Below are 24,397 nucleotides of genomic sequence, written 5' to 3'. Positions count from 1 at the left end.
AAAGCCCGGCCCTCACGGACCGGGCTTCATCCCATCACTTCATCATTTCATCAGCAGGTTGGGCAACCACAGCGACAACGGTGGCCAGTAGGTGACCAGCACCAGGAAGCCCAGCATGGTGAGCAGCCATGGCCACACCGCGACGGTCAGTTCGGTGATGCCCATCTTGGTCACCCCGGAGGCCACGTAGAGGTTCAGGCCCACCGGTGGGTGGCACATGCCCACCTCCATGTTCACGATGATCAGGATGCCAAAGTGCACCGGGTCGATGCCCAACTTCATGGCCACCGGGAACAGGATGGGCGCCATGATCAACACGATTGAAGACGGCTCCATGAAGTTGCCAGCCAGCAGAAGCAGGATGTTGACCACCGCCAGGAAGGCGATCGGGCCCAGGCCCATGGTGATCAGCGAGTCGGCCAAGTGCTGCGGGATGTTTTCATTGGCCAGCACGAACGAGAACAGGACCGCGTTGGTGATGATGTACAGCAGCATCGCGCTCATGTTGGCCGAGGCCAGCAGCACGCGCGGCACGTCTTTGAGGCCCATGTCCTTGTAGACGAACACGGCGATGATGAAGGCATACACGGCGGCCATCGCTGCGGCTTCGGTCGGCGTGAACAGGCCGGTGTAGATGCCGCCCATCACCACCACGATCAGCAGCAGCCCCCAGAAGCATTCACGCAAGGCCTTGAGGCGTTGCGCCGTGGTGGCCTTGGTCTGGCGTGGGTAGTTGAACTTGCGCGCACGCCACCAGGCTGTCAATCCGAGAAGGAAAGCCAGCAGGATGCCCGGGATGACCCCCGCCATGAACAGGGCGCCCACCGAGGTGTTGGTGGACACCGAGTACATCACCATGACGATCGAGGGTGGGATCAGGATGCCCAGCGCCCCGGAGGTGGTGACGATGCCAGCGCCGAAACGAGCAGGGAAGCCCGCCTTCGCCATCGCAGGCAACAAAATCGAACCAATGGCCACGACCGTGGCAGGCGATGAGCCCGACACCGCCGCGAACAGGGCGCAGGCCAGCACGCCGGCCAAGCCCAAACCGCCATGCCAATGCCCGACCATGGACGTGGCGAAATTGATCATGCGTTTGGCCACCCCCCCGTGCGTCAGGAAGTTGCCCGCCAGGATGAAGAACGGGATCGCCATGATCTCGAACTTCTCAATGCCGGTGAACAGCTTGAGGGCGACCGACTCCAGGGGCACTTGCGTGAACCCGAAGATGAAGCTGAGCACGGTCAAGCCCAGGGCGATGGAGATCGGCATGCCGGTGAGCATCAACATCACCAGCAGGCCCAGAATGATCAGGCCGTTCATGCGCGAGCTCCTTCATCCAGGCCGTCCACATGGCCATGATCATGGTGAGGCAGCTCACCGGTGTGTTGAAACGTCCAGGCCACTTGCAGGAAGCGAAAGCTCATCAGCGATGAGCCCAGCGGGATGGCCAGGTAGATGATCCAGGTCGGCCACTCCAGGTCGGGTGTGGTGGGGCCTTCAATCAGGCCATCCATGTTCAGCCCCAAGGCCTGGTAGGCCGCGTGGTGCAGGCCGTTGTCCCACACAAAGGTGGCGCCCAGGGTAGCGACCACGCCCGTGAACAAGGCCCCCGCGAGCAGGCTGAACATCACGAAGTACTTGCGCTTCTGGTCAGACAACTGCTTGATGAGCACATCCACCCCCACGTGGATGCCGGTGCGCACGCCATAGGCTGCGCCAAATTTGGCCATCCAGACGAACAGGTAGATGCAGGCCTCCTGGGTCCAGGCCATGTTGATGCTCAGCAGCCAGTCTTGCAAAACGGGGATGTTGAAACCGATCACGTAGCGGTGCACCACCGACGCGAAGATGATGAGGGTGGCTGCGGCCATGAAGGTCGCGATCAGCCATTCCTCCAGGTGATCAAGCCATTTCATGGCGTTCTCCCAGGGGTGTCAGTCGGGTCATGAAAAAGCCCACGCAGGGGTGGGCTCAGGGGGTGTCGTTCAAACTCAGAGCTTGCTGGGATCGAAGCCGGTTACCTTGTAGATGGCCCGCAGCGTTTCCTCGCCAATGCGCGAGGTCATCTGTTGGTGCACAGGCACCAAGGCCTTTTTGAGGGCCAGGCGCTCAGCCGGGGTCGGCGTGTAGATCTCGGTCTTGCCAGCGGCCTTCACCTTGGCCAGGGCCTCCTGGTTGTCGGTGAAGGCGTGGTCATTAGCAACCTTGGTGGCTTCGGAGATGGCCTGGGTCAGCTGACCCCGGATGTCGGTGGGCAGGCCGTCCCAGAACTTCTTGTTCACGACCACGGCATAACCCAGGTAACCATGGTTGGTGACACTGAGGTGCTTTTGCACTTCGTACATCTTTTGTGTGTAGAGGTTGGAGGGCGGGTTCTCGGTGCCATCGACCACGCCTGTCTGCAAGGCCTGGTAGGTCTCGGAGAAAGCCAGCACCTGAGGCAGGGCGCCCAGGGCGCGCATTTCCGCATCCAGCACCTTGGAGGACTGGATCCGCATCTTCGTGCCCTTGTAATCGGCCACTGCCCTCAAAGGCTTGTTGGCCGAGAACACCTTGAAGCCGTTGTCCCAGTAAGCCAGGCCGGTGATGCCGCGTGTTTCGAGCTTGGTCAGCAGGCCCTTGCCCACGGGGCCTTCGGTCACGCGGTGCAGGTCGGCGTAGTCATCAAAGATGAAAGGCAGGTCAAACACCTCGAACTCTTTCACGCCCAATGGCGCGAACTTGGACAGCGAGGGGGCCAGCATTTGCACCGAGCCCAGTTGCAGGGCTTCCAGCTCTTCCTTGTCCTTGTAGAGCTGGCTGTTGGGGTAAACCTCGACCTTGACTCGACCCTTGGTCAACTCTTCCGCGCGTTTGGCGAAAAAAGCGGCGGCCTTGCCCTTGGGCGTGTCGATGGCCACCACGTGGCTGAACTTGATCACGATCGGGGCCTGGGCAAAGGCGCTGGGCACCAAGGCGATGGCGGCAGCGGCGGCCAACAGGTGGCGGCGCAGAATCTGTCCGGCGAAGGATGTAGTCATGTTGGTCTCCTCAGGGTATGGGGTCAGCCGGATTGTTTCCCTCGGAGCCTGCCGGGGAAATTGTGGAGTTCCACATTTGTGCGTTGGCGCCTGGCCTCCTCACAAAGGGCCGACATAGACTCAGGTGCATGAGCCCCCCCATCAGTGCGCCACCCCGACCCACGCTGGCCGTGCCCCCGCAGCCCCGGTGGCGGGTGGGGGGCTCTTTCGTGTCGGTGATGCCACACCTGTGGGCCTGGCCTTTGCTGTTGTCCCTCATGTTTGTGGGCGGTGTGATGGGCTGGTTGCGCTCGGTGGAGCTAGCCGACCTGGACAGCCAGCGGGCCGAGATGATCTCCGATGCCCTGTCGCTGGAGGCCCAGGTCAGCAACCGACTCGATGCCGAAGCCGCCCGGCTGCGGACGCTGGCCGATGTGATCAAGGCCGAAAACTTGTCTGACAATGCATTTGCCCAACACGCCCTGGTGCTTGATGGCCTGCGCCGCTTCTGGATCAGCGTGACCTGGCTGGACGCCAAAGGGCGCATCGTGGTGCAGGTGCCCGATGACAGCATGCCCGCCCATTCGTCGGCGCGCAGCGGAGCGGATGAGCGGGGGTTGGCAGGGCATTTGTCGGCACCCTTGCAAGACTGGGGTGGCAAGCCTGCTGGCTTGCTGGTGGCGCGTTACATGCCTGCCGAGGTCTTGCGCCAGAAGGTGCCCTGGTGGCTGGCCCGCAAGTACGACATCCGCCTGGTCGATGAGCTGGGCGAAGTGATTGCCTCCACGATTGACGGCCCGCGACTGGCCCGCCAGGCCTGGTACCGAGTGCCGGCGGGGCCTTCGCTGCCCCAGGCCTTTCTGGAGCTTTCAGCGCGCGAGACCATCAAGCCTTGGTGGCGCACCTTGCCGGTGGTGTTGATGAGCGGTTTTGTGCTGCTGATCGGTGGTGCCAGCTGGATGCTGCGGCGCCAGATGCAGGGCGTGTCGCGCGCGGAAGAGGCCTGGCGCACCGAAGCCGCCTGGCGAACGGCGATGGAAGATTCGCTGGCCGTGGGCATCCGGGCGCGTGACCTGGAGGGGCGCCTGGTTTACGTCAACAAGACCATGGCCGACATGCTGGGCTATCAGCCCGAAGAGCTGATCGGCGCCATGCCGCCCATGCCCTACTGGCCCAGCCAGGAGCTGGATCAGGCGATGCAGCGGCATTTGCGCAACATGGCCGGCCAGGCGCCGAGCGAGGGCTATGAGTCGCGCTGGCAACACCGCGATGGGCAGATTCTGGAAGTGGTGGTGCTGGAAGCCCCTTTGGTGGATGCCAAAGGCCAGCACATCGGCTGGATGGCCTCGATCCTGAACGTGACCGAGCGCAAGCGCCTGGAAGAGCGCGAGCGCAAGCAGGCTGACACCATGGCCCACCACTCGCGCCTGACGATGCTGGGCGAGGTGGCCTCGACCCTGGCGCATGAGTTGAACCAACCCCTGTCGGCCATTGCCAGCTACAACGCGGGCGTGCTGAACTCACTCAGCCGCGAGCCGGGCAGCGACCCGGCCTTGCTGATTGCCCTGAAACGCATGGGCGAACAGGCCTCGCACGCGGGGCGCATCGTCAAACGCATCCGTGAGTTCCTGACCCGGCGTGAGCCCCAGCGCGAACCCTGCGACCTCAACCAGGTGGTGGCCTCGGCCGTGGCCTTGCTCAGCCGCGAGATCGCGCGCCATGGCATTGCGGTCACCACCGAGCTGGACGCCAGCCTGCCCAGGGTGATGGCCGACCCCATCCTCATCGAGCAGGTGGCGGCCAACCTGGTCCGCAACGCTTGCGATGAACTGGCCCATACCGATCAACCACGTCGGGTCCACATCCAGACCTTGCTTGGCGCAGGCGGGCGTTTTGCCAAAGTGGTGGTCACCGACAGCGGGCCAGGTCTGGGTGGCCGCAGCATCGATCAACTGTGCCAGCCCTTTTATTCCACCAAATCCGATGGCATGGGCATGGGGCTGGCCATTTGCCGCTCGATCATCGAGTTGCACTATGGTGGCCTGGATGCCGAAGAGGTCATCGGCGGTGGAGCCAGCTTGTCCTTCACCGTGCCCTGCCTGCGCCCCGAAGACCTGGAGGAACCCGCATGAACCCCGATCAAGGCATTGTTTATCTGGTGGACGATGACACCGTGGTCCGAGACGCTTTGGCCTTTTTGCTGGGATCGCGCGGGCTGCTGGTTTTCAGCTTTGACGGCGGGGCGGCGGTGCTGGCTTACCTGGCGTCTTGTCCGCGCCCGGTCCGGGGCGTTTTCCTGGTCGATGTGCGCATGGAGCCCATGTCGGGCCTGGTGTTGCACGAGGAGTTGCTGACGCAAGGCATCCGCAACCCGCTGTTGTTCCTCAGCGGGCATGGCGACATCCCCATGGTGGTCGAATCGCTCAAGAAGGGCGCCTTCGATTTTCTGGAAAAACCGTATGCCGACAACACCCTGGTCGATCGCATTGAGCAGGCCGTGACGATCGAGCGCGCGATGTTGCTGGATGATGCCCGGCAAGCGGAAGGCCATGCTCGCCTGGCCAGCCTGAGCGAACGAGAGCGCGAGGTCATGCCCCGGGTCGCGGCAGGCAAGCTCAACAAAGTCATCGCCGACGAATTGCACATCGCGGTGCGCACGGTCGAGGTCCACCGGGCGCGGGTTTTCTCGAAATTGGGGGTGCGCACGGCGGCAGAATTGGCCACCTGGCTGTCTAATTTCGGGGGTATTGACGCATCTGCGAAAATACAGAGATAAGGAACGGGACTTTCCCGAGGATTTCCCGAAAACACAAGCTGATGAATTCGCCGCAAGACTCCAGTCGCCCCCTGGCCCCTGTACCGCAGCAGGTGTCCTTGGTGGCCCAAGCCCGTGTGCCCACCGAGCACGGCACTTTCACCATGAAGCTGTTCAAGGAAGAGCCCTCTGGCCTGGAGCACGTTGCCCTGGTCATGGGCGAGGTCCAGGGCACGGCGCTGGTTCGCGTGCACAGTGAGTGCATGACCGGCGACGTGTTCGGCTCGCTGCGCTGTGACTGTGGCCCCCAGCTGCATTTCGCGCTGGATGAAATCGGCAAGCAGGGCAGCGGCGTGGTGCTTTACCTGCGCCAGGAGGGGCGCGGCATCGGCCTGATCAACAAGCTGAAGGCCTACGCTTTGCAAGATGAAGGGTTGGACACGGTCGAGGCGAATCTGCGTTTGGGCTTTCCCGCCGATTTGCGCAATTTCGAGGTGGCCGCGCAGATGCTGTCGCTGTTGGGGGTCGATTCGGTGCGCCTGATGACCAACAACCCCCGCAAGGTGTCCACCTTGGAAAAGCATGGCGTCAAGGTGGTGGAGCGGGTGCCCGTGCGCAGCCAGTCGCAGTCGGAAAACCACCATTACCTGGCCACCAAGGCCCTCAAATTGGGCCATCACATGGACTGGCTGCCCGAATACATCCCGCCCAAAACCGAGGACGACGACCCTTCAAAGCTTGGGTAGATCCAGCGCCTGGGGCTCGTGCCCCCGGCCAATCAGCCAGTCGCGCAAAGCCAGGCCTGTGCTGGATGGCCAGTAGCGCGCTTTTGCAGGTGCAATGCGCTTGTAGTCCACCAGTTCGTCGCCCAGCGTGATCACACCCGTGGCGGGCACGTGGTACGCGATGATGATCTGGTTCTGGCGCGGGAAGGCGTAGTGGCCAATGAAGTGGGTGCCTTGTGCCTGCAGGCCCAACTCCTCCATCACCTCTCGCTCGATGGCCTCTTTGGGGCTGGGGTCTGACTTCTCCAGAAACCCCGTGATCAGCGCATAGAAGGGCACCGGCCAGGCTTTGTTGCGCGCCAGGATGATTGCACCTTCATGTTCAACCACGGCGGCCACCACGGGCACCGGGTTGTCCCAATGCACGTAGGTGCAGTTGGTGTCCAGGCAGGACAGCCGCATGACGGTGTCCAGCTCGCGCTCTTGCAGGGGCTGGGCACATTGGGGGCAGAACTTGAAGGCCATGTTTCCTCGGCTCGACGTGACTAAGACGGTGAATGAGCGGCCACCAGGGTGGCCATGTCTGCTGCCGGGCCGGAATGGTCTTGTCCGTTCAACCCGGCAATCACGCTGGTGCGGTTCTGCGCTGGCTGGTTCTGACTGACCTTCCACTTACCTTGCAGGCGGGTGATCGGGATTTCGATGCCCACGATGGCTTGCAGCAGCCGATCGGTGAACTCGCGAGGGGCATCTGACACGGCCCAGGGCTCGGCCCGAGAGGCCTCGTGCTGGGCAGTCATGGACGCCAATTGCGCGCGCACCCACTGCGGGTCGTCTTTCACCAGCAATCGGCCATGGGCATGCACCACGGCATAGTTCCACGTGGGCACGACCTTGCCGCCGTCTTGCTTGGTGGCGTACCAGGATGGCGTGATGTAGGCATTGGGCCCCTGAAAGATGACCAGCACGTCGGCCGAGGGATCGGAGTTCTGCCACAACGGGTTGGCACGTGCCACGTGCCCCACCAGCTTGCCCAAGGCAGAGCCATCGGCTTGCAGGTGCAGCGGGATGTGATTGGCCGTCAGGCCATCGGCGGACAGGGTGACTAAGGTGGCCAGGGGGTGGGCGTGAATCAAGCCCTGCAGAACCTCTGGCCTTGACTCGTCAAAGTGGGCAGGTGAGTACACGTTTGAGTCTCAGGCCTGGGCGGCGATCAGTTGCTGGTCCTTGGCGGCGGCGCGCGCGGCCGCCGGGCGCGAGGTGACCCGGTCGATGTAGGCCTGGATGACCGGCGTCAGAGGCACGAGTTTGAACATGGTGGTCCAGCGCAAAGCGTTGGCCCACAGCACGTCGGCGGCGCTGAACTGATCGCCCAGGATGTAAGGGCCCTTGGCCAGTTGGTCGGTCAGCGTCTTGAACATGGTGTCGAAGTCACCATGGGGACAGGTCGAGGGCGGCATTGGCTCGCGTTTTTGCGACTTGTCGACCAAGGCGGGTTCAAAGCTGGAGCCATAGAAGGCCAGCCAGCGCAGAAACGGTCCCCGCAAGGGCGATCCGATTTGAGGTGCCAACCCGGCTTCGGGGTACAGCTCAGCCAGGTACTGGTAGATGGCGACCTGTTCGGTGACCAGCGCCTCGCCATGCTTGATGGCGGGCACCTTGCCCATGGGGTTGATGCCCAGGTAGTCGGCCTTGCGCTGCTCGCCCGCTTTGAGGTTGAGGACGTAGGTTTCGTAGTCGGCGTTCAATTCTTCCAGCAGCACCAGCACGCCGGCCGAGCGCGAATTGGGTGAGTGGTAGAAGGTGACGTGCTGGTCCGTGCTCATGAGGGCCTCCAGTTTTGATGGGGTGTCAGGCATTCTGCACGAGCAGCAAAGCCAGCGCGATGATGGCGGGCAAGGCTTGCACGAAGAAGATCTTGCGGCTGACGGTGGCAGCCCCGAATACCCCGGCCACGATCACGCAACCCAGGAAGAAGACCTTGATGTCATGGCCTGCGGCACCCAACCAAAGGCCCCACACCAGGCCCGCCACCAGAAAGCCGTTGTACAGACCCTGGTTGGCGGCCAAGGCCTTGGAGGCGGTGGCGAAATCAGGCTTCAGGCCAAATGCCTTGCGCCCCAGTGGCTTATCCCAGAAGTACATCTCGAGCACCATGAAATACAGGTGCAACAGCGCGACCAGGGCGGTCAGGATGGTGGCGGCGGTGTTCATCATGGTGTGGGGTCCTTGTTCGGATCGCGTGCCTGTAAACCCGCTCATGGGGCTGGCCGGAGGCAGTTTATAGTGCCCTGGCACCTTGCCATCGGGGCGGTTATCCCTTGAGTCAAGGCGACGATTAAAAATATTTCAGGAGAGACATGCATGAAGGACACCCTGGCTGACAAGGGCGCAGGCCATGGCGCGGCCAGCTGGCTGACAACCTGGCCCACGGTCGTGCTGCTGGTCTTGATCTTGATCCTCAGCACGGGTGAGATGGTGCATGGGCAATTGCTCAAGCTGGGCGACAAGCTGTTTGGTGATCCTTCGCATCAGATCCAGTACTTCATGCTCCGGGCCGATCCGGTGGCGCCCACTTGCCAGCGGAACATGGATGTTCAAGCCGAGGTGGCCAGGCAGTTGGCGGCAGGCACCGGGTCGAGCAAGGACGACATCGACGCGATGTTCGAGTCCAGCCAACAGGACCCCGCCGCCTTGCGCGCCTCGATAGAGGAAGAGGCCAAGGTCTGCACGGCCAGGCATGCGATCTACCAAGGCATCAAGTCGAACATCACACCATCGCTGGTGACGTTCCGCACGCTGGAAACCAGCTTCCTGGGCCTCTACCTGCTGGGCTCGAACAACCGGGCCTTGATCCTGTTGTTGCTGCTGGCCTTCACGGCAGCCCACGCCACGCTGCGGCACCAGCACATCTCTGTGCGTCCGCCCCGCCGCGCGCATGACTACTTGGCGCAGTCGTTGAGCATGCTGTTGGCCAGCGGCATGTTGCTGTATTCGTTCGTGCGCTTTTATCGCCTGTCGATGAGCTCTGGCGTGCCGGTGGATGCGCCGCAGGTCTACTTCATGTGGATGGGCTTGTTCGCCGTATTGGCGCTGGTCAGTGCCTGGCGTGTGATGCGCCCGCTGCCTGCGGCGCTGCCTGAACCTGGCGGCTGGCTGAAATCGCTGCAATGCGTTCCGCTGGTGGCTTGGATGTGCGTCATCAGCAGCGTGTATTTTTTCCTGGAAGGCCATCCGTCTGGCCCGGCCATCTACGCCAACAAGCTGCTCGATTTCATGAGCTTGCCCTTGGCGCTGGCCTTGCACATCTGGGCCGGCATGCTTTTCAAGCAAAGCCGCCTGGTGATCCTGTTCATGAATGTCATGCGTCCCTGGAAGCTGTCACCTGAAGTCCTGACGTACATCATCTTGCTGGCCGCCGGCCTGCCCACGGCTTATGCCGGCGTGTCCAGCGTGTTCGTGATTGCCGCGGGCGCGCTCATTTACCACGAGGTGAGGGCTGCGGGCGGCACCAGCCAGTACGCCTTGGCGGCCACGGCCATGTCGGGTTCGCTGGGCGCCGTTTTGCGGCCCAGCCTGTTGGTGGTAGGCATCGCGGCGCTGAACCGGCAGGTCACAACCACGCAGTTGTTTTACTGGGGCGGCTTTGTCTTTGCGCTCACTTCGACGATGTTCTTCATCGCCTCGCAGGTCTCGGCGAAGGCGCGTGGGCAAGCGAGCATCGGCATGGCATCGCCCATGGTGGCCATGCCCGCCATGCTGCGAGAGATGAAATCGGTCCTGCCCTATGTGGCCTTGATCGGGGCGATCCTGCTGTTTTATGGCCAGGTGCTGGACACCCATTTCGATGAGAACTCGGCGGCGAGCATCCTGCCCATCTTGATGTTGACGGTGCTGGTGCTCGACAAGGCGATCGGATCACGGGTGGGCAAGGAGCATGCTGGTCCCGTGGCAGCATCGTTTCCCGCGTCCATCGGCATGGCCTCTTCCCAGGACACCGGGCCGGCGATCCGGGTGGCGACCGCCGAAACCGTGGAGCACGTGGGCTCCTACATCACCTTGATGGTGGCCACGCAGTTGGTGGGCGGCATGGTCGAGCGTTCCGAAGTGATGGGCATGCTGCCGCAGCATTTTCCAAACGTCTGGCTGGCCATGGGCTTTCTGGTGCTGGTCAAGGTGCTGCTGGGCATGGTCATGGAGCCCTTGGGTGCCATCATCCTGGTGTCGAGCACGCTGGCCCCCATGGCTTATCGCAACGGCATCGATCCCGTGAACTTCTGGATGATGGTGCTCGTGGCCTTCGAGCTGGGTTACCTGCTTCCGCCGGTGGCGCTGAATCAGTTGCTCACTCGCCAGGTTGTGGGCGAGGCCGAAATCGAGAGATCAGACCGAGAGGTGGAAGGGTTGTCGTTCTACCGGCGCTACGAACGCTGGATCCTGCCTTGCACCGTGATGTCCATCAGCTTGCTGCTGGTGGCATTCGTGCCGTTGGCCGTGCAGCGCTTCAGCATCTTCGAGCCCATCTTGCGCTGGTGGTCATGAGCCATGAACGTTCGGGCAGCGCATTGGCTTCGCAAATTTTCAATCAATCAACCGACAGGGATCTCATGGTCATGAAGAACATTCGAGCTGAATTCAAACTCAAGTGGGGGGCGCTGCTGACTGCCCTGTGCATGGCCAGTGCGCCGGCCTTGGCCGCTGAGGGCAGTTCGCCCAGCCTGTGCGTGTGGGATCCGATCGGTGCGGCAGGCCCGCTGTTTGACGCGGCCAAGAGCTATGCCCTGGCCGCGCAGAAGCTGGGCGTGGAAGTGAGACTCAAGGCGTACACGGACGAACGCGTGGCCTCCGAGGATTTCCGCGTGGGCCAATGTGATGCCTTGCTGGCCACACCCGGCCGTACAACCCCATCACGGTGGCCATTGACTACGCCGGCGCGTCCACCATCATCAAGGACGGCAAGATCGACTTGGAGGCCAGCTACGACGTTGTCCGCAAGGCCATTCAGCTTTTTGCCTCGCCGGTGGCGGCCAAGCTGGCGGTGCAAGACCGCTTTGAAGTGGGTGGGATCATCCCGATGGGCGGTATCTACACCTTCGCGCGCGACCGGGCGATCTTCAAGAAAGGTTTTGCCGGCACCCGCATGCCGGCCTTTGACGACGACAAGGTGCAGGCCTACCTGATCCAGCGTATTGGGGCTCAGCCCGTGTCTTCCGACATCAGCAACTTTGTCACCAAGTTCAACAATGGCAGCGTGGACGTGATTTTTGCGCCCGCCGTGGCCTACAAGCCGCTGGAAATCTACCGGGGCGTGGGAACCAAGGGTGGGGTGTCGCGGTTTCCGCTGGCGTTCAGCACCATGCAACTGGTGCTGGACCGCAACCGCTTTCCGGCGGGTTTTGGCGAGAAATCCCGCCAGTACTGGTCGTCGCAATTCGACCAAGCGGTGGTGGCCGTGCGCAAGGCCGAGGCCGACGTGCCCGCCAGCCAAGTTGTGGACTACTCCACCGAAGACGCGCTGGCCTTTGTTGTGTCTCAGCGCGACTTGCGTGTCGAGTTGGCCAGCAAGGGCTTTTACGACAAGCAAGGCCTCAAGGTCATGAAGCGCATCCGGTGCAGTGTGTACAGCGCGGCGTCCGAATGTTCCAACAAGGCCGAGATCGATTGGCCGGTGGTGGCCGCGCAGCCCTGAAGCACTGTTTTTGGAAGGGCGGCAGGCAGTGCAGACCCGGCTTGGGGGGTTCTTGTGAGATCTCTGACGGTCGGAGGCGTTGCGAAAACCGCAATTTCCCCGACAATCCACCCCCATGACGTCTGAACTGCTCACCCCCACCACGCCCGCCCCGTTCGCAGCCGCCCCCAAGATCGGCTTTGTCAGCCTTGGCTGCCCGAAAGCGCTCACCGACTCCGAACTGATCCTGACCCAACTGGCCGCCGAGGGCTACCAAACCTCCAAAACCTTTGACGGCGCCGATCTGGTGATCGTGAACACCTGCGGCTTCATCGACGATGCCGTGCGCGAAAGCCTGGACACCATCGGCGAGGCCCTGGCTGAGAACGGCAAGGTCATCGTCACCGGTTGCCTGGGCGCCAAAGCCGGTGCCGATGGCGGCAACCTGGTCCGCCAGATGCACCCCAGTGTGCTGGCCGTGACCGGCCCCCACGCCACGCAAGAGGTGATGGACGCGGTGCACCTGCACGTGCCCAAGCCGCACGATCCGTTCCTTGACTTGGTGCCCGAGTCGCGCGGCATTGCCGGGATCAAGCTCACGCCCAGGCATTACGCCTATTTGAAGATCAGCGAAGGCTGCAACCACCGCTGCAGCTTCTGCATCATCCCCAGCATGCGCGGCGACCTGGTCTCGCGTCCGATCGGCGATGTCTTGAGCGAAGCCCGCGCCCTGTTTGAATCCGGTGTGAAAGAACTGTTGGTGATCAGCCAGGACACCAGCGCCTATGGTGTGGACGTGAAGTACCGCACCGGTTTCTGGGACGGCAAGCCCGTCAAGACCCGCATGTTCGACCTGGCGGAGCAACTGGCCACCTTGGCGCAGCAGCACGGTGCCTGGGTGCGCATGCATTACGTCTACCCCTACCCGCACGTGGACGAGATCCTGCCGATGATGGCCGAAGGCCTGATCCTGCCTTACCTGGACGTGCCTTTCCAGCATGCCCACCCCGCCGTGCTCAAGCGCATGAAGCGCCCGGCCAATGGTGAGAAAAACCTGGAGCGCTTGCTGCGCTGGCGCGAGATCTGCCCCGAGATCGTGGTGCGCAGCACCTTCATCGCGGGCTTCCCTGGCGAGACGGAAGAAGAGTTCGAATATCTGCTCGATTTCCTGCGCGAGGCCGAGATCGACCGCGCGGGCTGTTTTGCCTATTCGCCCATCGAAGGCGCGCCTGCCAATGCGCTGGAGGGTGCCTTGCCCGACGAAGTGCGCGAAGAACGCCGCGCCCGCTTCATGGCCGTGGCCGAACAGGTGTCTATCGCCAAGCTGCAACGCCGCGTGGGCGCGACCATGCAGGTGCTGATCGACAGCGCGCCCGCATTGGGCCGCAAGGGTGGGGTGGGGCGTTCTTACGCCGATGCGCCCGAGATTGACGGCACCGTGCGCCTGTTGCCGCCCGAGAAGGCCAGCAAGACCTTGAAGGTGGGCGAGTTCACCAAGGCGCGCATCGTGGCGGTTGAGGGTCACGACCTGATCGCGCAACCCTTCTAATCTGATCGCCAGAGTCGCCTGGCACTCCTTTTGCAGAGCTGAACCACCTGCCCCAGACCGGTGCAGGGCGGCGCATCAGGAGTATTCAGTGAAGCCATTTGCCAGACGATCCTTGTTGAACCTCGTGGCGGCTTCGGCCGTGTTGATTTCCGCCACCGCAGCCATGCCGGTTTGGGCGCAGGCCAAACTCAAAGTGGCCGCCATTTACACGGTGCCGGTCGAGCAGCAGTGGGTGTCGCGCATCCACAAGGCCCTGAACGAGGCCAAGGCCCGGGGTGAGATCGACTACGTCTTTTCCGAGAACACCGCCAACGCCGACTATGAGCGCGTGATGCGGCAGTACGCTGAAGGCGGCAACACCTTGATCCTGGGTGAGGTGTTCGGCGTGGAGGCCGCAGCCCGCAAGGTGGCCAAGGACTATCCCAAGGCCAGCTTCCTGATGGGCTCATCCGGCAAGCCACAGGCCCCCAACTTCTCGGTGTTCGACAACTACATCCAGGAACCTGCTTACCTGAGCGGCATGGTCGCCGGTGGCATGAGCAAGGGCGGCCACATCGGCATGGTCGGGGGTTACCCCATCCCCGAGGTCAACCGCCTGATGCACGCCTTCATGCTTGGCGCCAAGGAAATCAACCCCAAGGTGAAGTTCACCGTGAGCTTCATCGGTTCTTGGTTCGATCCACCCAAAGCCAAGGAGGCCGCCTTTGCCATGATCGACAAGGGCGCTGACGTGCTCTACGCCGAGCGCTTTGGCGTGAGCGATGCGGCCAAGGAAAAAGGCAAGCTGGCCATCGGCAACGTGATCAACACCCAGCCGCAGTACCCGGACACCGTGGTTGCCTCGGCCCTGTGGAACATGGAGCCCACGGTGGACCTGGCCATCAAGAAGGCCAAGTCTGGGCAGTTCAAGGGTGAGGATTACGGCCCTTATTCCATGATGAAGTTCAAGGGCAGCGAGCTGGCGCCGCTGGGCACGTTTGAGTCCAAGGTGCCCGCCGAGGTGGTCGCCAAAGTCAAGGCCAAGCAGGCCGCGATCCTGTCGGGCGCGTTCAAGGTGCCGGTGGTCGAAACCGAACCCAAATCGTCGAACTGAGCCACACAACGGTCCGGCTTCCCAGATGACGGTGCTGCGGCTGCAGGGCATCACCAAGCGCTTTGGCTCGCTGGTGGCCAATGACGACATCTCGCTGACCTTGCAGGCTGGCGAAGTGCTGGCCTTGCTGGGTGAAAACGGTGCTGGCAAGAGCACGCTGGTGTCCATCTTGTTCGGGCACTACGTGGCCGATGCGGGGCGCATCGAGGTTCAGGGCCAGCCCTTGCCACCAGGCCAGCCCAGGGCGGCGCTCCAGGCTGGAATTGGCATGGTGCACCAGCATTTCACCCTGGCCGACAACCTCAGCGTGCTCGACAACGTGATGTTGGGGACGGAGTCGATGTGGCGCCTGTCCTCGCGTCGCCAGGCGGGGCGGCAACGCTTGCTGTCCTTGGCCGGGCGCTTTGGCCTGGCCGTTGATCCGGATGCGCGCGTGGGCAGCTTGTCGGTCGGCGAGCGCCAGCGCGTTGAGATCCTCAAGGCCTTGTACCGCGGCGCGCGCATCCTGATCCTGGACGAACCGACGGCGGTGCTCACCCCGCAAGAGAGCGAACAGCTCTTCGCCACGCTGGACACCTTGGTCAAAGACGGCCTGGCCGTGATCTTCATCAGCCACAAACTGGACGAAGTCCTGCGCGTGTCAAACCGCGTGGCCGTGCTGCGTGGCGGCAAGCTGGTGGCCGAATGTGCCGCACAGGGCACCACCAAAGCCGAACTGGCCGCCTTGATGGTCGGCCGTGAGGTCAAGACCGCGCGCCGTGTCGCGGCGGTGGGGCCACCTTCGGGCACGGTGGTTTTGCAATGCGAGGGCGTTCACACCGCCAAGGGGGCGCAAGGCACGGCGCTGCAAGGTATTGACCTGACGGTGCATGCAGGTGAGATCGTGGCCGTGGCCGGGGTTTCAGGCAACGGCCAGGTGGCGCTGGCTGAGCTGCTGCACGGCTTGTTACCGGCCGCCCAAGGACGGCTGCAGGTGTCCTCCCAACCCTTGTGCGCCCGGCCGCGCGATTGGGTGTCCGTGCCCCGTGGCGCGCATCCCCGAAGACCGCCACACGCAGGGCGTGGTCGGCGACCTGAGCCTGTGGGAAAACACCATCACCGAGCGCTTGTTTGACCGGCGCTTCGCCCGCTGGGGCTGGGTGCGGCGATCTGCGGCGCGGGCGCATGCGCAGCACATCATCGAGCGTTTCGATGTGCGAGGCGGCGGCCTTGATTCACCCGCGCGGCGCCTGTCAGGCGGCAACATGCAAAAGCTGGTGCTGGGCCGGGCCCTGGCCTTGGGCGAAGGCTCAGCGCTGGGCGTGCCCACCCTGATCGTGGCCGCCCAACCCACTTGGGGCCTGGACATTGGCGCCGTCGCTTTCGTGCATGAACGCCTGATCCAGTCGGCCGAGCAGGGCAGCGCGGTGCTGCTGATCTCGGAAGACCTGGACGAGATCCTCGCCTTGGCCGACCGCATCGCCGTGATGCACGAAGGGCGGCTCACCGCCGCGCGTCCTCGGCCAGACTGGACGCTGGCCAGCTTGGGCCTGGCCATGGCGGGCAGCGAGGCCGACTCAAGCACCGTGCCTGAAAGGCTTACCACGTGACACCCTTGCCACGTTGGCGACTTGAAAACCGCGAACAACCCTTGCGCTGGGGCTGGTTGACCGCGCCCCTGGCCGCCGTGCTGGCCACCGTGATCCTGGCCACCGGCCTGATCGCCTGGAGCGGCGCCCCCGTGGCCCAGGCCTATGGCCTGATGGTGCAGGGTGCTTGGGGTTCAACCTTCGCCATCTCGGAAACATTGACCCGTGCCACGCCCTTGATCCTGACTGGGCTGGCCGCCGCCGTGGCGTTCCGGGCCCGCCTGTTCAACATCGGTGCCGAAGGCCAGTTGTACATCGGTGCCATGGCCGCCGTCGCCGTGGGCGGTCAGCAAGCCGGTGCGGCCGAGTTCACCGGCTCGGTCGCCTGGCTCACGTTCTGGATGGTCCTGGCCGGGGCCTCGGCCGGCGCAGCGTGGCTGCTGGGCCCCGCCTGGCTGAAAACCAGGCTCGGTGTCGACGAAGTGGTCACCACCTTGTTGATGAACTTCATCGCCTTGCTGCTGGTCTCGATGATGCTGGACGGCCCCATGAAAGACCCGATGGCCATGGGTTGGCCCCAGTCGGTGGCGCTGTGGCCCGAACTCGAGTTCAGCCGCCTGATCGAGCGCTCGCGGGTGCACAGCGGCTTGCTGGGCGCCTTGATGCTGGCCTTGCTCCTGTGGATCGTTGACCGCTACACCACCTTGGGCTTGGGTTTGCGCGCTGTGGGCGCCAACGCCGGCGCGGCGGCCTTCGCCGGGTTGCCGGTGCGACGCCTCACTTTGATCACCGCCCTCATGTCAGGCGCCTTGGCGGGGCTGGCGGGTGTTGGCGAGGTGGCGGGGCGCACCAGTTACCTCACGCTCGACATGTCGCCCGGCTATGGCTACAGCGGCATCGTGATCGCCATGCTCGCGGGCTTGCACCCCTTGGGTGTCGTGGCTTCTGCCTTGTTCGTGGCCAGCGTGCTGGTCGGAGCCGACAGCATGAGCCGGGCCTTGGGCGTGCCCACTTACTTGGCCGACGTGATGGTGTCCCTGGCCCTGCTGTGCATGCTGGTCACCCAGATGTTCACGCGCTATCGCCTGCGCTGGGTGCGCCCTGCGACTGGGAGCCCGGCATGACCGAGGGGTGGGACCTGGTCGCGCAAAGCAGCTTCTGGATCGCCGTGCTGCGCATGGCCACGCCGCTGCTGTTGGGCACCCTGGGCGTGTTGTTGTGCGAGCGCGCGGGCGTGCTCAACCTGGGCATCGAAGGGATCATGGTGGCGGGGGCATTCACCGGCTGGCTGGCCGTCTACCATGGCTGCAGCCTGCCCATGGGCGTGCTGATCGCAGCCTTGGTCGGCGCCTTGTGCGGTTTGCTGCACGCATTGCTCACCGTCGGGTTGGCTTTGTCGCAACACGTGGCGGGCCTGGGCCTCACCTTGTTGGCGACCAGCCTGAGCCACTACAGCTACCGTATCGCTTTCCCCAAGATCTCAACGCCCCCCACCATCACGCCGATGGCCGCGGTGGGCCAGCAGTGGCCAGGCCTGGCCAAACTGCCCTTGATCGGCGAGGTACTGGCCGCTCAAACGCCCTTGACCTTGACCGCCCTGGCCCTGGTGCCCGTGCTCGCCTGGATCCTCATGCGAACCCCGCTGGGCCTGGCCGTGCGCATGGTGGGCGAGAACCCGGCCGCCGCCGAAGGCCAGGGGCTGAGCGTGGTGGGCTTGCGCACCGGTGCCATCGTGGCCGGATCAGCCCTGATGGGCGTGGCCGGGGCTTTCCTCACGCTGTCGGCCTTCAACGCCTTCTACATCAACATGGTCAATGGCCGGGGCTGGATCTGCGTGGCCTTGGTGGTGTTCGCCTCGTGGCGGCCTGGCAAGGCCTTGCTGGGTGCCTTGTTGTTCTCAGCCTTCGATGCGCTGCAACTGCGCCTGCAGCAGGCTGGCGGCGAAGTGCTGGGCGTGGCTTTGCCTTACCAGGTCTACCTGATGCTGCCCTATGTGCTGTCCATCCTGGCCCTCATCGTCATGGCCCGCCGGGCCGCTTATCCGCAAGCCCTGATGAAGCCTTACCGCGCTGGTGAGCGCTGAGCCAAACTCCATTAGCATGGCTGGATGAAGCAGCGCAAAATTGCCCCCAGCACGCACCTCATCCACCACGCTTATGAGCCGCCTGCCGGCTTCAAATCCGTGGTGCCCGGCATCCACAAGGCCTCCACCGTCATCTTTGACAACACGGTGGCCTTGCGCGCGCGCCAATGGAAAGACAAAACGGGCTACACCTACGGCCTGCACGGCACCCCCAGCACGTTCACACTGGAAGAGCGCCTGGCCACGCTGGAGGGCGGTCTGCAAACGCTGCTCGCTCCCAGCGGCCTGGCCGCCCTCGCCATGGTGGACATGGCCTTGCTCCACGCGGGCGACGAGGTGCTGATCCCCGACAATGCCTACGGCCCCAACAAGGATCTGGCGCGTGGGGAGCTGGCCCATTGGGGCATCACCCACCAGTTCTACGATCCCCTGCGCGCCGATGAACTGGCCAGCCGCATCACCCCGCGAACCAAGCTGATTTGGCTGGAAGCGGCCGGGTCGGTGACGCTGGAGTTTCCCGATCTGATCGGCCTGCTGCGTGTGGCCCGCCAGCATCCCCAGGTGATCGTCGCGCTGGACAACACCTGGGGCGCTGGCCTGGCGTTTGATGCGTTTGCCTTCGATGAGTTTGGCGGCCAGTCACAAGGCGTGGACATCTCCGTGCACGCCCTGACCAAGTACCCCTCGGGTGGCGCCGATGTGCTGATGGGCTCGATCACCACGCGCGACGAGGCCCTGCACATCAAGCTGAAGATGACGCACATGCGCATGGGGCTGGGCGTGGGCGGCAACGATGTCGAAGCCGTGCTGCGTGGCCTGCCGACCTTGCCCTTGCGCTATGCCGCGCACGATGCCGCGACCCGGCAGATCGCGCAGTGGTGGCAGACCCGGCCTGAAGTCTCGCAAGTGCTTCACCCGGCATTGCCCGAGTCACCCGGCCATGCGCATTGGGCCCAGACCTGCAGCGCGGCGGGTGGTTTGGTATCGGTGGTGTTCGATGAACGCTACAGCCCCGCCCAGGTCGATGCCTTCATCGATGCCTTGGACCTGTTCAAGATTGGCTATTCGTGGGGTGGGCCGGTGAGCCTGGCAGTGCCCTATCACCTGCCCAGCATGCGCACGGTGGGTGATGTGCCGCAGGGAACACTGGTGCGCTTGGCCATTGGGCTGGAGGATCCGCAGGACCTGATCGATGACCTGGCGCAGGCCTTGACGGTGTTGGCAGCTGGTGCCTAATCCTTGGGGCCTGAAGAGACCTTATGTCTCATCATTCGGCCCTTTTCCCGCTCCCACTCGCGGTCCTTGATGGTGTTGCGCTTATCGTGCTCGGCCTTGCCCTTGGCCAGGGCAATCTCCGCTTTCACATAGCTGCCCTTGAAGTGCAGGTTCAGCGGCACCAGGGTGTAGCCCTTTTGCTCGGTCTTGCCGACCAGGCGGCGGATCTCGGCGCGGTGCATCAACAGTTTCTTGGTGCGGTCCGCTTCAGGCTTGACGTGGGTCGATGCCGAACGCAGCGCGTTGATGCGCAGCCCGATCAGGTGCAACTCGCCATTGCGGATCATGATGTGGCCATCGGTCAACTGCACCTGGCCTGCGCGGATCGCCTTGACTTCCCAGCCTTCCAGGACCACACCGGCCTCGAAACGTTCTTCGATGTGGTAATTGAACAGGGCTTTTCTATTTTCAGCGATCGTCATGGTCAGAAGGATACAGGGTCCTTAAAATGGCGGCATTCTATGAAGCAAGTCAACAAGTCCGTCCTGCTCTGGTATTCGCCCCGCGAAATGTACGCGCTGGTGACCGCCGTCGAGGACTACGCCCAATTCCTGCCCTGGTGTGAACGCGCTGAAGTCCTTCAGCAGCACGACGATGGCGTCACCGCGCGCCTGCACATCGCGTTTGCCGGCATCAGGCAGGCTTTCACCACGCGCAATACCAACACCGAGGCCAGCCAGGTTCACATGAGTTTGGTGGATGGCCCCTTCTCCAAGCTGGAGGGCACCTGGAAGTTCACGCCGTTGCAAAAACCCGGTTCGCCCGCCTCAGCGCTTGGTGAGGCTCTACCGGAGCCCACCGCCTGCAAGGTCGAGTTTTCACTGAGCTACGATTTTTCCAGTCGGTCCCTGGCCCTGGTGATCAGCCCTGTGTTCGACCGCATCGCCAACACCTTTGTCGATGCCTTCGTCAAACGGGCTGAGCAGGTGTATGGGCCCCGTTGAACCAACCCCAGTCCCGGTGATTCACGTTGAGGTGGTGTTCAGTTCAGGGCCGAGGCAGATCGAACTGAAAGCCTTGACCTTGCCTTTGGGCAGTTGCGTCAAGGATGCTTTGTTGGGCGCCAACTTGCTGGCCCAGGCGCAACAAGGCCTGAGCGTGGGCATCTGGGGCCGCAAGTCCACCCTGGGGCATGTCTTGCAGGACCGCGATCGGGTCGAGGTCTACCGTGGCCTGATCGTTGATCCGAAAGAGGCTCGGCGTGTGAGGTACCGGGCGCATGGCGAAAAACTGCCCAGGAAGGGTGTCAAACGGCTTCAAACGCGGTCAGTGACCGAGCCGTCAGACTGAGCAGCTAAAAAGCCATCACTTGCAGTTGCTGGCGATGGCTTCCTGCGTGCGGCGCTGTTCTTCAGCGCGGCCCTTGTCGTCCAGGATCTCGCGCTCACCCTTGCTGTTGGTGCGGGCAATGCGGATGCCGTCGTTGAGCGTGCGCTGGTAGTTGCGGGCTTGCGTGCAGTTCTCAGCGCGGCCCTTTGCGGCCTTTTCTTCCTCGACCTTGCGTTGGGCCTCTTTTTCTTCTTCAGCTTTGCGGCGCTTCACGTCCAGTTCGGACTCAGGCGCCTTGGCGGCGGGCTTGGCAGCGGACGCGGCGGCGTCCACTTCGGAGGCGGGCTTGGCCAATTGCACCATCTTCGACGCATTGGGCCGTTGCAATATGTTCGCCTCAGGGGTGCCGGCCGGAGGAGGGCGGTCGCTGTATTGCGTCGCGCCCGTGGCATCCTTCCACTTCCACTGGGTGCCGGCTTTGGCAGGTGTAGCGACGAGCGCCACACTGGCCAAAATCAAGGACATGAGCAGGGCGGAATGAGGGCTGGTGCTTTTCATGACGCGGAGTTTAGTCCGGCTTGGCGATCGCAATGGCCGCGAAAACGCCCATTCGTCACGGTAAATCCCCGCTTCGACAGCCTGCCTCCGCTGCGCGTATAATCCGCTTTTGCGTCTGGAGCCTGTTCATGCGCCTGCTTGGTAAAGCACTCACATTCGACGATGTGCTGCTGGTGCCCGCGTTTTCACAAGTGTTACCCCGTGACACGTCGCTGGCCACTCGTCTTTCTCGAAACATCACCCTGAACCTGCCCCTGGTGTCTGCCGCCATGGACACGGTCACGGAAGCCCGCCTGGCGATCGCGATCGCCCAGGAAGGCGGTATCGGGATCATCCACAAAAACCTCACGCCTCAGCAACAAGCTGCGGAAGTCTCGCGCGTCAAGCGTTACGAGTCTGGCGTGTTGCGTGACCCGATCACGATCTCATCCGACGTTCGCGTTCGTGATGTGATCGCGCTGTCGCAGCAACACGGCATCTCGGGCTTCCCGGTGGTTGATGAAGGTCGCGTCGTGGGCATCGTCACGGGGCGCGATTTGCGCTTCGAGACCCGCCTGGACGTGCCGGTGCGCGAGATCATGACCCCGCGCGAGCGCTTGATCACCATCAAGGATGGCGCTTCGAAAGAAGAAGCCAAGGCCTTGATGCACCACCACAAGCTGGAGCGCGTGGTGATCATCAACGAAGCGTTCGAGCTCAAGGGCTTGTTCACCGTCAAGGACATCACCAAGCAGACCAACTTCCCCAACGCGGCCCGTGATTCGCACGGCAAGCTGCGCGTGGGCGCGGCGGTTGGCGTGGGCGAGGGCACCGAAGAGCGCGTTGAACTGCTGGTTCGCGCTGGCGTTGATGCCCTGGTGGTCGACACGGCCCACGGCCACAGCGCAGGCGTGATCGAGCGCGTGCGCTGGGTCAAGAAAAACTACCCGCAAGTGGATGTGATCGGGGGCAACATCGCCACCGGCGCAGCGGCTTTGGCCTTGGTCGAAGCGGGCGCCGATGGCGTCAAGGTCGGCATCGGCCCCGGCTCCATTTGCACCACGCGGATCATCGCGGGTGTGGGCGTGCCGCAGATCATGGCCATCGACAACGTAGCCACGGCGCTGCAAGGCACAGGCGTGCCTTTGATTGGTGACGGCGGCATCCGTTATTCGGGTGACATCGCCAAGGCCATCGCGGCCGGTGCCAGCACCGTCATGATGGGCGGCATGTTCGCCGGCACCGAAGAGGCGCCCGGCGAAGTGATCCTGTACCAGGGCCGCAGCTACAAGAGCTACCGCGGCATGGGCTCGATCGGCGCCATGAAGGCCGGCTCGGCCGACCGCTACTTCCAGGAAAACGACGAAACCACCAACCCCAACGCGGACAAGCTGGTCCCAGAGGGCATTGAAGGCCGCGTGCCGTTCAAGGGCTCGATGATCAGCATCGTCACGCAAATGGCGGGCGGCTTGCGCGCCTCCATGGGCTACTGTGGTTGCGCCACCATCGAAGACATGCGCAACAAGGCCGAGTTCGTCGAGATCACGGCCGCGGGCATTCGCGAGAGTCACGTCCACGACGTGCAGATCACGAAAGAAGCGCCCAACTACCGCATGGAGTGATGGCGTCCTCGCGCCGTGGGGCGGCCATGCCCTTCATCATGGTGACGGTGCTGCTCGACATGATGTCGATCGGCATCATCGCCCCCGTGCTGCCCAAGCTCATCGGGTCCTTCATGGACTCGGGTGCCAGCACGTCGATGGCCTATGGCGCGGCGCAGGCGGCTTTTGCCATCGCGCAGTTCTTCAGTGCGCCGGTGTTGGGGGCGCTGTCCGACCGCTATGGTCGGCGCCCGATCCTGCTGCTGGGGCTGTTGGGCATGGGCATCAATTTCTTCGTCACGGCGCTGGCTTCCGAGTTCTGGATGCTGCTGGCTGTGCGCGTGATGGGCGGTGCCGTGTGCGCCAACATCGCGGTGGCCAATGCCTATGTGGCCGACATCACCGTGCCGGAAGACCGCGCCAAAAACTACGGCATGCTGGGCGCCATGTTTGGCCTGGGCTTCATCCTGGGGCCAGTGCTGGGTGGCACGCTGGGCAGCTACGACCTGCACTGGCCGTTCTTGCTGGCGGGGAGCCTGTCGCTGTTGAACTGCCTGTATGGCTACTTCGTGTTGCCCGAATCCCTGCCACTGGACAAGCGCCGCAAGTTCGAGCTGGCCCAGGCCAATCCCTTCACCGCGCTGGCCCGTTTGAAGGAACTCAAGGGCGTCGAAACCCTGATGTGGATCATGGGCCTGTCGATTTTGGCGCAGTTCTGTTTGCACACCTCCTGGTTCCTCTACACCGAGTTCAAGTTCGGCTGGACGCCCATGGACAACGGCTTGTCCCTGCTCGTGGTGGGCGGCATGGCGGTGGTGGTGCAGGGCGGCCTCATGCGCGTGGTGCAAAACTACATCCCGCTGCACAAGCTGGTCACCCTTGGGTTGGTCTCGTCCACCATTGCTTTTGCCGGTTACGGTCTGGTGCCAGTGGGCTGGATGCTCTTCGTGGTCGTGGTGGCCAATGTGTTTGGCTACATGGTTCAGCCTGGGCTGCAAAGCCTGGTGTCCAACGCCGTTGACCCGACCCGCCAGGGTGAAAGCATGGGCGCCGTGTCGTCCATCAACAGTGTGGCGGCCGTGCTCGGCCCCTTGCTGGGCACGCCGCTGCTGGCGGCAGTGTCGCACTATCCCCAAGGCGACTGGCGCGTGGGGGCGCCGTTCTACCTGTGCGCAGCCATCCAGGGGGTGGCAGCCGTCATCGGTTGGCGCTATTTCAGCCGCACTTACCGTGCGCCGGGCCCAGTGGCGACCGCGGTCTGACCCTGGCTCG

General features: G+C 63.3%; 23 protein-coding genes and 1 pseudogene. 15 read left to right on the top strand and 9 right to left on the bottom strand.

The window, feature by feature from the left end:
* Nucleotides 1-42: 42 nt before the first annotated feature.
* The 3 genes from PSV38_RS19130 to PSV38_RS19120 form a co-directional block, all read right to left on the bottom strand.
* On the bottom strand, nt 43-1,323 hold the full coding sequence (locus PSV38_RS19130; protein WP_300550339.1) for a TRAP transporter large permease subunit: 1,281 nt from the start codon (nt 1,321-1,323) through the stop codon (nt 43-45).
* Nucleotides 1,320-1,919: a TRAP transporter small permease gene (locus PSV38_RS19125; protein WP_300550338.1), complete on the bottom strand. Its 600-nt coding sequence runs from the start codon at nt 1,917-1,919 to the stop codon at nt 1,320-1,322. The genes PSV38_RS19130 and PSV38_RS19125 overlap by 4 nt, the downstream gene beginning before the upstream one ends.
* A 75-nt stretch (nt 1,920-1,994) precedes the next feature.
* Nucleotides 1,995-3,023, bottom strand: coding sequence for a TRAP transporter substrate-binding protein (locus tag PSV38_RS19120; protein ID WP_300550336.1), 1,029 nt, complete (start codon nt 3,021-3,023; stop codon nt 1,995-1,997).
* 128 nt (nt 3,024-3,151) lie between these two features.
* On the opposite strand from PSV38_RS19120, the gene PSV38_RS19115 reads away from it, so the two are divergent.
* From PSV38_RS19115 to ribA, 3 genes are read left to right on the top strand one after another with little or no spacing between them, the layout of a single operon-like run.
* Nucleotides 3,152-5,134 carry a PAS domain S-box protein gene (locus PSV38_RS19115; protein WP_300550334.1) on the top strand — a complete coding sequence of 661 codons (1,983 nt, stop codon included), beginning with the start codon at nt 3,152-3,154 and terminating at the stop codon, nt 5,132-5,134.
* Nucleotides 5,131-5,778 carry a response regulator gene (locus tag PSV38_RS19110; RefSeq protein ID WP_300550332.1) on the top strand — a complete coding sequence of 216 codons (648 nt, stop codon included), beginning with the start codon at nt 5,131-5,133 and terminating at the stop codon, nt 5,776-5,778. The genes PSV38_RS19115 and PSV38_RS19110 overlap by 4 nt, the downstream gene beginning before the upstream one ends.
* Nucleotides 5,779-5,819: 41 nt before the next feature.
* The gene (gene ribA / locus PSV38_RS19105; protein WP_300550330.1) at nt 5,820-6,503 is read left to right on the top strand and encodes a GTP cyclohydrolase II; all 684 of its coding nucleotides are present in this window, start codon (nt 5,820-5,822) and stop codon (nt 6,501-6,503) included.
* On the opposite strand, the gene PSV38_RS19100 is transcribed toward ribA, so the two are convergent.
* The 4 genes from PSV38_RS19100 to PSV38_RS19085 are packed head-to-tail and all read right to left on the bottom strand — an operon-like array spanning nt 6,489 to nt 8,696.
* Nucleotides 6,489-7,007 (bottom strand): NUDIX hydrolase, encoded by a 519-nt coding sequence (locus PSV38_RS19100; RefSeq protein ID WP_300550328.1) that lies wholly within the window; start codon nt 7,005-7,007, stop codon nt 6,489-6,491. The genes ribA and PSV38_RS19100 overlap by 15 nt on opposite strands.
* Before the next feature lie 20 nt (nt 7,008-7,027).
* Nucleotides 7,028-7,669 (bottom strand): FMN-binding negative transcriptional regulator, encoded by a 642-nt coding sequence (locus PSV38_RS19095; RefSeq protein ID WP_300550326.1) that lies wholly within the window; start codon nt 7,667-7,669, stop codon nt 7,028-7,030.
* A 9-nt stretch (nt 7,670-7,678) separates the two neighbouring features.
* Entirely contained in the window at nt 7,679-8,308 is a 630-nt protein-coding gene (locus PSV38_RS19090) for a glutathione S-transferase family protein (RefSeq protein WP_300550324.1), read from the bottom strand.
* A 25-nt stretch (nt 8,309-8,333) separates the two neighbouring features.
* Nucleotides 8,334-8,696 (bottom strand): DUF1304 domain-containing protein, encoded by a 363-nt coding sequence (locus tag PSV38_RS19085; protein ID WP_300550448.1) that lies wholly within the window; start codon nt 8,694-8,696, stop codon nt 8,334-8,336.
* A 150-nt stretch (nt 8,697-8,846) separates the two neighbouring features.
* On the opposite strand from PSV38_RS19085, the gene PSV38_RS19080 reads away from it, so the two are divergent.
* The 8 genes and pseudogenes from PSV38_RS19080 to PSV38_RS19045 all read left to right on the top strand — a co-directional run bounded on the left by PSV38_RS19080 (nt 8,847) and on the right by PSV38_RS19045 (nt 19,679).
* Nucleotides 8,847-11,024 carry a TRAP transporter large permease subunit gene (locus PSV38_RS19080; RefSeq protein WP_300550322.1) on the top strand — a complete coding sequence of 726 codons (2,178 nt, stop codon included), beginning with the start codon at nt 8,847-8,849 and terminating at the stop codon, nt 11,022-11,024.
* Between the two features lie 370 nt (nt 11,025-11,394).
* Nucleotides 11,395-12,171 (top strand): putative solute-binding protein, encoded by a 777-nt coding sequence (locus PSV38_RS19075; RefSeq protein WP_300550320.1) that lies wholly within the window; start codon nt 11,395-11,397, stop codon nt 12,169-12,171.
* A 115-nt stretch (nt 12,172-12,286) separates the two neighbouring features.
* Complete coding sequence (gene rimO / locus PSV38_RS19070) at nt 12,287-13,699, top strand: 30S ribosomal protein S12 methylthiotransferase RimO (protein WP_300550319.1); 1,413 nt, start codon at nt 12,287-12,289, stop codon at nt 13,697-13,699.
* A gap of 163 nt (nt 13,700-13,862) precedes the next feature.
* Complete coding sequence (locus PSV38_RS19065) at nt 13,863-14,792, top strand: BMP family protein (RefSeq protein WP_300550446.1); 930 nt, start codon at nt 13,863-13,865, stop codon at nt 14,790-14,792.
* A 25-nt stretch (nt 14,793-14,817) separates the two neighbouring features.
* Nucleotides 14,818-16,381, top strand: a pseudogene (locus tag PSV38_RS19060) (ABC transporter ATP-binding protein).
* Between the two features lie 5 nt (nt 16,382-16,386).
* Nucleotides 16,387-17,484, top strand: coding sequence for an ABC transporter permease (locus PSV38_RS19055; RefSeq protein WP_300550445.1), 1,098 nt, complete (start codon nt 16,387-16,389; stop codon nt 17,482-17,484).
* Nucleotides 17,481-18,443 (top strand): ABC transporter permease, encoded by a 963-nt coding sequence (locus PSV38_RS19050; RefSeq protein WP_300550317.1) that lies wholly within the window; start codon nt 17,481-17,483, stop codon nt 18,441-18,443. The genes PSV38_RS19055 and PSV38_RS19050 overlap by 4 nt, the downstream gene beginning before the upstream one ends.
* A gap of 24 nt (nt 18,444-18,467) precedes the next feature.
* Entirely contained in the window at nt 18,468-19,679 is a 1,212-nt protein-coding gene (locus PSV38_RS19045; RefSeq protein ID WP_300550315.1) for a PLP-dependent transferase, read from the top strand.
* Here the strand turns inward: PSV38_RS19045 and smpB are convergent.
* A complete protein-coding gene (gene smpB, locus PSV38_RS19040) occupies nt 19,676-20,140 on the bottom strand; it encodes an SsrA-binding protein SmpB (RefSeq protein ID WP_300550313.1) in 465 nt (154 codons plus the stop codon). The genes PSV38_RS19045 and smpB overlap by 4 nt on opposite strands.
* 39 nt (nt 20,141-20,179) lie before the next feature.
* Between smpB and PSV38_RS19035 the strand changes: the two genes are divergently transcribed.
* Nucleotides 20,180-20,662, top strand: coding sequence for a type II toxin-antitoxin system RatA family toxin (locus tag PSV38_RS19035; protein ID WP_300550312.1), 483 nt, complete (start codon nt 20,180-20,182; stop codon nt 20,660-20,662).
* Nucleotides 20,663-20,678: 16 nt separating this feature from the next.
* Nucleotides 20,679-21,008 (top strand): RnfH family protein, encoded by a 330-nt coding sequence (locus PSV38_RS19030; protein WP_300550310.1) that lies wholly within the window; start codon nt 20,679-20,681, stop codon nt 21,006-21,008.
* Between the two features lie 15 nt (nt 21,009-21,023).
* On the opposite strand, the gene PSV38_RS19025 is transcribed toward PSV38_RS19030, so the two are convergent.
* Nucleotides 21,024-21,545, bottom strand: a complete 522-nt coding sequence (locus tag PSV38_RS19025; RefSeq protein WP_300550308.1) for a DUF4124 domain-containing protein — start codon at nt 21,543-21,545, stop codon at nt 21,024-21,026.
* A 128-nt stretch (nt 21,546-21,673) separates the two neighbouring features.
* Between PSV38_RS19025 and guaB the strand changes: the two genes are divergently transcribed.
* Both guaB and PSV38_RS19015 read left to right on the top strand, forming a co-directional pair.
* Nucleotides 21,674-23,146 (top strand): IMP dehydrogenase, encoded by a 1,473-nt coding sequence (gene guaB, locus PSV38_RS19020; protein WP_300550307.1) that lies wholly within the window; start codon nt 21,674-21,676, stop codon nt 23,144-23,146.
* On the top strand, nt 23,146-24,387 hold the full coding sequence (locus PSV38_RS19015) for an MFS transporter (RefSeq protein ID WP_300550305.1): 1,242 nt from the start codon (nt 23,146-23,148) through the stop codon (nt 24,385-24,387). Before guaB ends, PSV38_RS19015 begins: the two co-directional genes overlap by 1 nt.
* The last annotated feature ends 10 nt before the right edge of the window (nt 24,388-24,397 follow it).

This window comes from Aquabacterium sp., from assembly GCF_029946005.1.
Lineage (GTDB): Bacteria > Pseudomonadota > Gammaproteobacteria > Burkholderiales > Burkholderiaceae_C > Aquabacterium.
The sequence above is the reverse complement of the archived record's forward strand: the minus strand, read 5'-3'. Positions and strand labels throughout refer to the sequence as shown.

What these genes read in the sequence shown, in the direction of transcription:
- PSV38_RS19130 (WP_300550339.1), bottom strand. Translation starts at nt 1,323, where the DNA reads ATGAACGGCCTGATCATTCTGGGCCTGCTGGTGATGTTGATGCTCACC.
- PSV38_RS19125 (WP_300550338.1), bottom strand. Translation starts at nt 1,919, where the DNA reads ATGAAATGGCTTGATCACCTGGAGGAATGGCTGATCGCGACCTTCATG.
- PSV38_RS19120 (WP_300550336.1), bottom strand. Translation starts at nt 3,023, where the DNA reads ATGACTACATCCTTCGCCGGACAGATTCTGCGCCGCCACCTGTTGGCC.
- PSV38_RS19115 (WP_300550334.1), top strand. Translation starts at nt 3,152, where the DNA reads ATGAGCCCCCCCATCAGTGCGCCACCCCGACCCACGCTGGCCGTGCCC.
- PSV38_RS19110 (WP_300550332.1), top strand. Translation starts at nt 5,131, where the DNA reads ATGAACCCCGATCAAGGCATTGTTTATCTGGTGGACGATGACACCGTG.
- ribA (WP_300550330.1), top strand. Translation starts at nt 5,820, where the DNA reads ATGAATTCGCCGCAAGACTCCAGTCGCCCCCTGGCCCCTGTACCGCAG.
- PSV38_RS19100 (WP_300550328.1), bottom strand. Translation starts at nt 7,007, where the DNA reads ATGGCCTTCAAGTTCTGCCCCCAATGTGCCCAGCCCCTGCAAGAGCGC.
- PSV38_RS19090 (WP_300550324.1), bottom strand. Translation starts at nt 8,308, where the DNA reads ATGAGCACGGACCAGCACGTCACCTTCTACCACTCACCCAATTCGCGC.
- PSV38_RS19085 (WP_300550448.1), bottom strand. Translation starts at nt 8,696, where the DNA reads ATGAACACCGCCGCCACCATCCTGACCGCCCTGGTCGCGCTGTTGCAC.
- PSV38_RS19080 (WP_300550322.1), top strand. Translation starts at nt 8,847, where the DNA reads ATGAAGGACACCCTGGCTGACAAGGGCGCAGGCCATGGCGCGGCCAGC.
- rimO (WP_300550319.1), top strand. Translation starts at nt 12,287, where the DNA reads ATGACGTCTGAACTGCTCACCCCCACCACGCCCGCCCCGTTCGCAGCC.
- PSV38_RS19065 (WP_300550446.1), top strand. Translation starts at nt 13,863, where the DNA reads ATGCCGGTTTGGGCGCAGGCCAAACTCAAAGTGGCCGCCATTTACACG.
- PSV38_RS19050 (WP_300550317.1), top strand. Translation starts at nt 17,481, where the DNA reads ATGACCGAGGGGTGGGACCTGGTCGCGCAAAGCAGCTTCTGGATCGCC.
- PSV38_RS19045 (WP_300550315.1), top strand. Translation starts at nt 18,468, where the DNA reads ATGAAGCAGCGCAAAATTGCCCCCAGCACGCACCTCATCCACCACGCT.
- smpB (WP_300550313.1), bottom strand. Translation starts at nt 20,140, where the DNA reads ATGACGATCGCTGAAAATAGAAAAGCCCTGTTCAATTACCACATCGAA.
- PSV38_RS19035 (WP_300550312.1), top strand. Translation starts at nt 20,180, where the DNA reads ATGAAGCAAGTCAACAAGTCCGTCCTGCTCTGGTATTCGCCCCGCGAA.
- PSV38_RS19025 (WP_300550308.1), bottom strand. Translation starts at nt 21,545, where the DNA reads ATGAAAAGCACCAGCCCTCATTCCGCCCTGCTCATGTCCTTGATTTTG.
- guaB (WP_300550307.1), top strand. Translation starts at nt 21,674, where the DNA reads ATGCGCCTGCTTGGTAAAGCACTCACATTCGACGATGTGCTGCTGGTG.
- PSV38_RS19015 (WP_300550305.1), top strand. Translation starts at nt 23,146, where the DNA reads ATGGCGTCCTCGCGCCGTGGGGCGGCCATGCCCTTCATCATGGTGACG.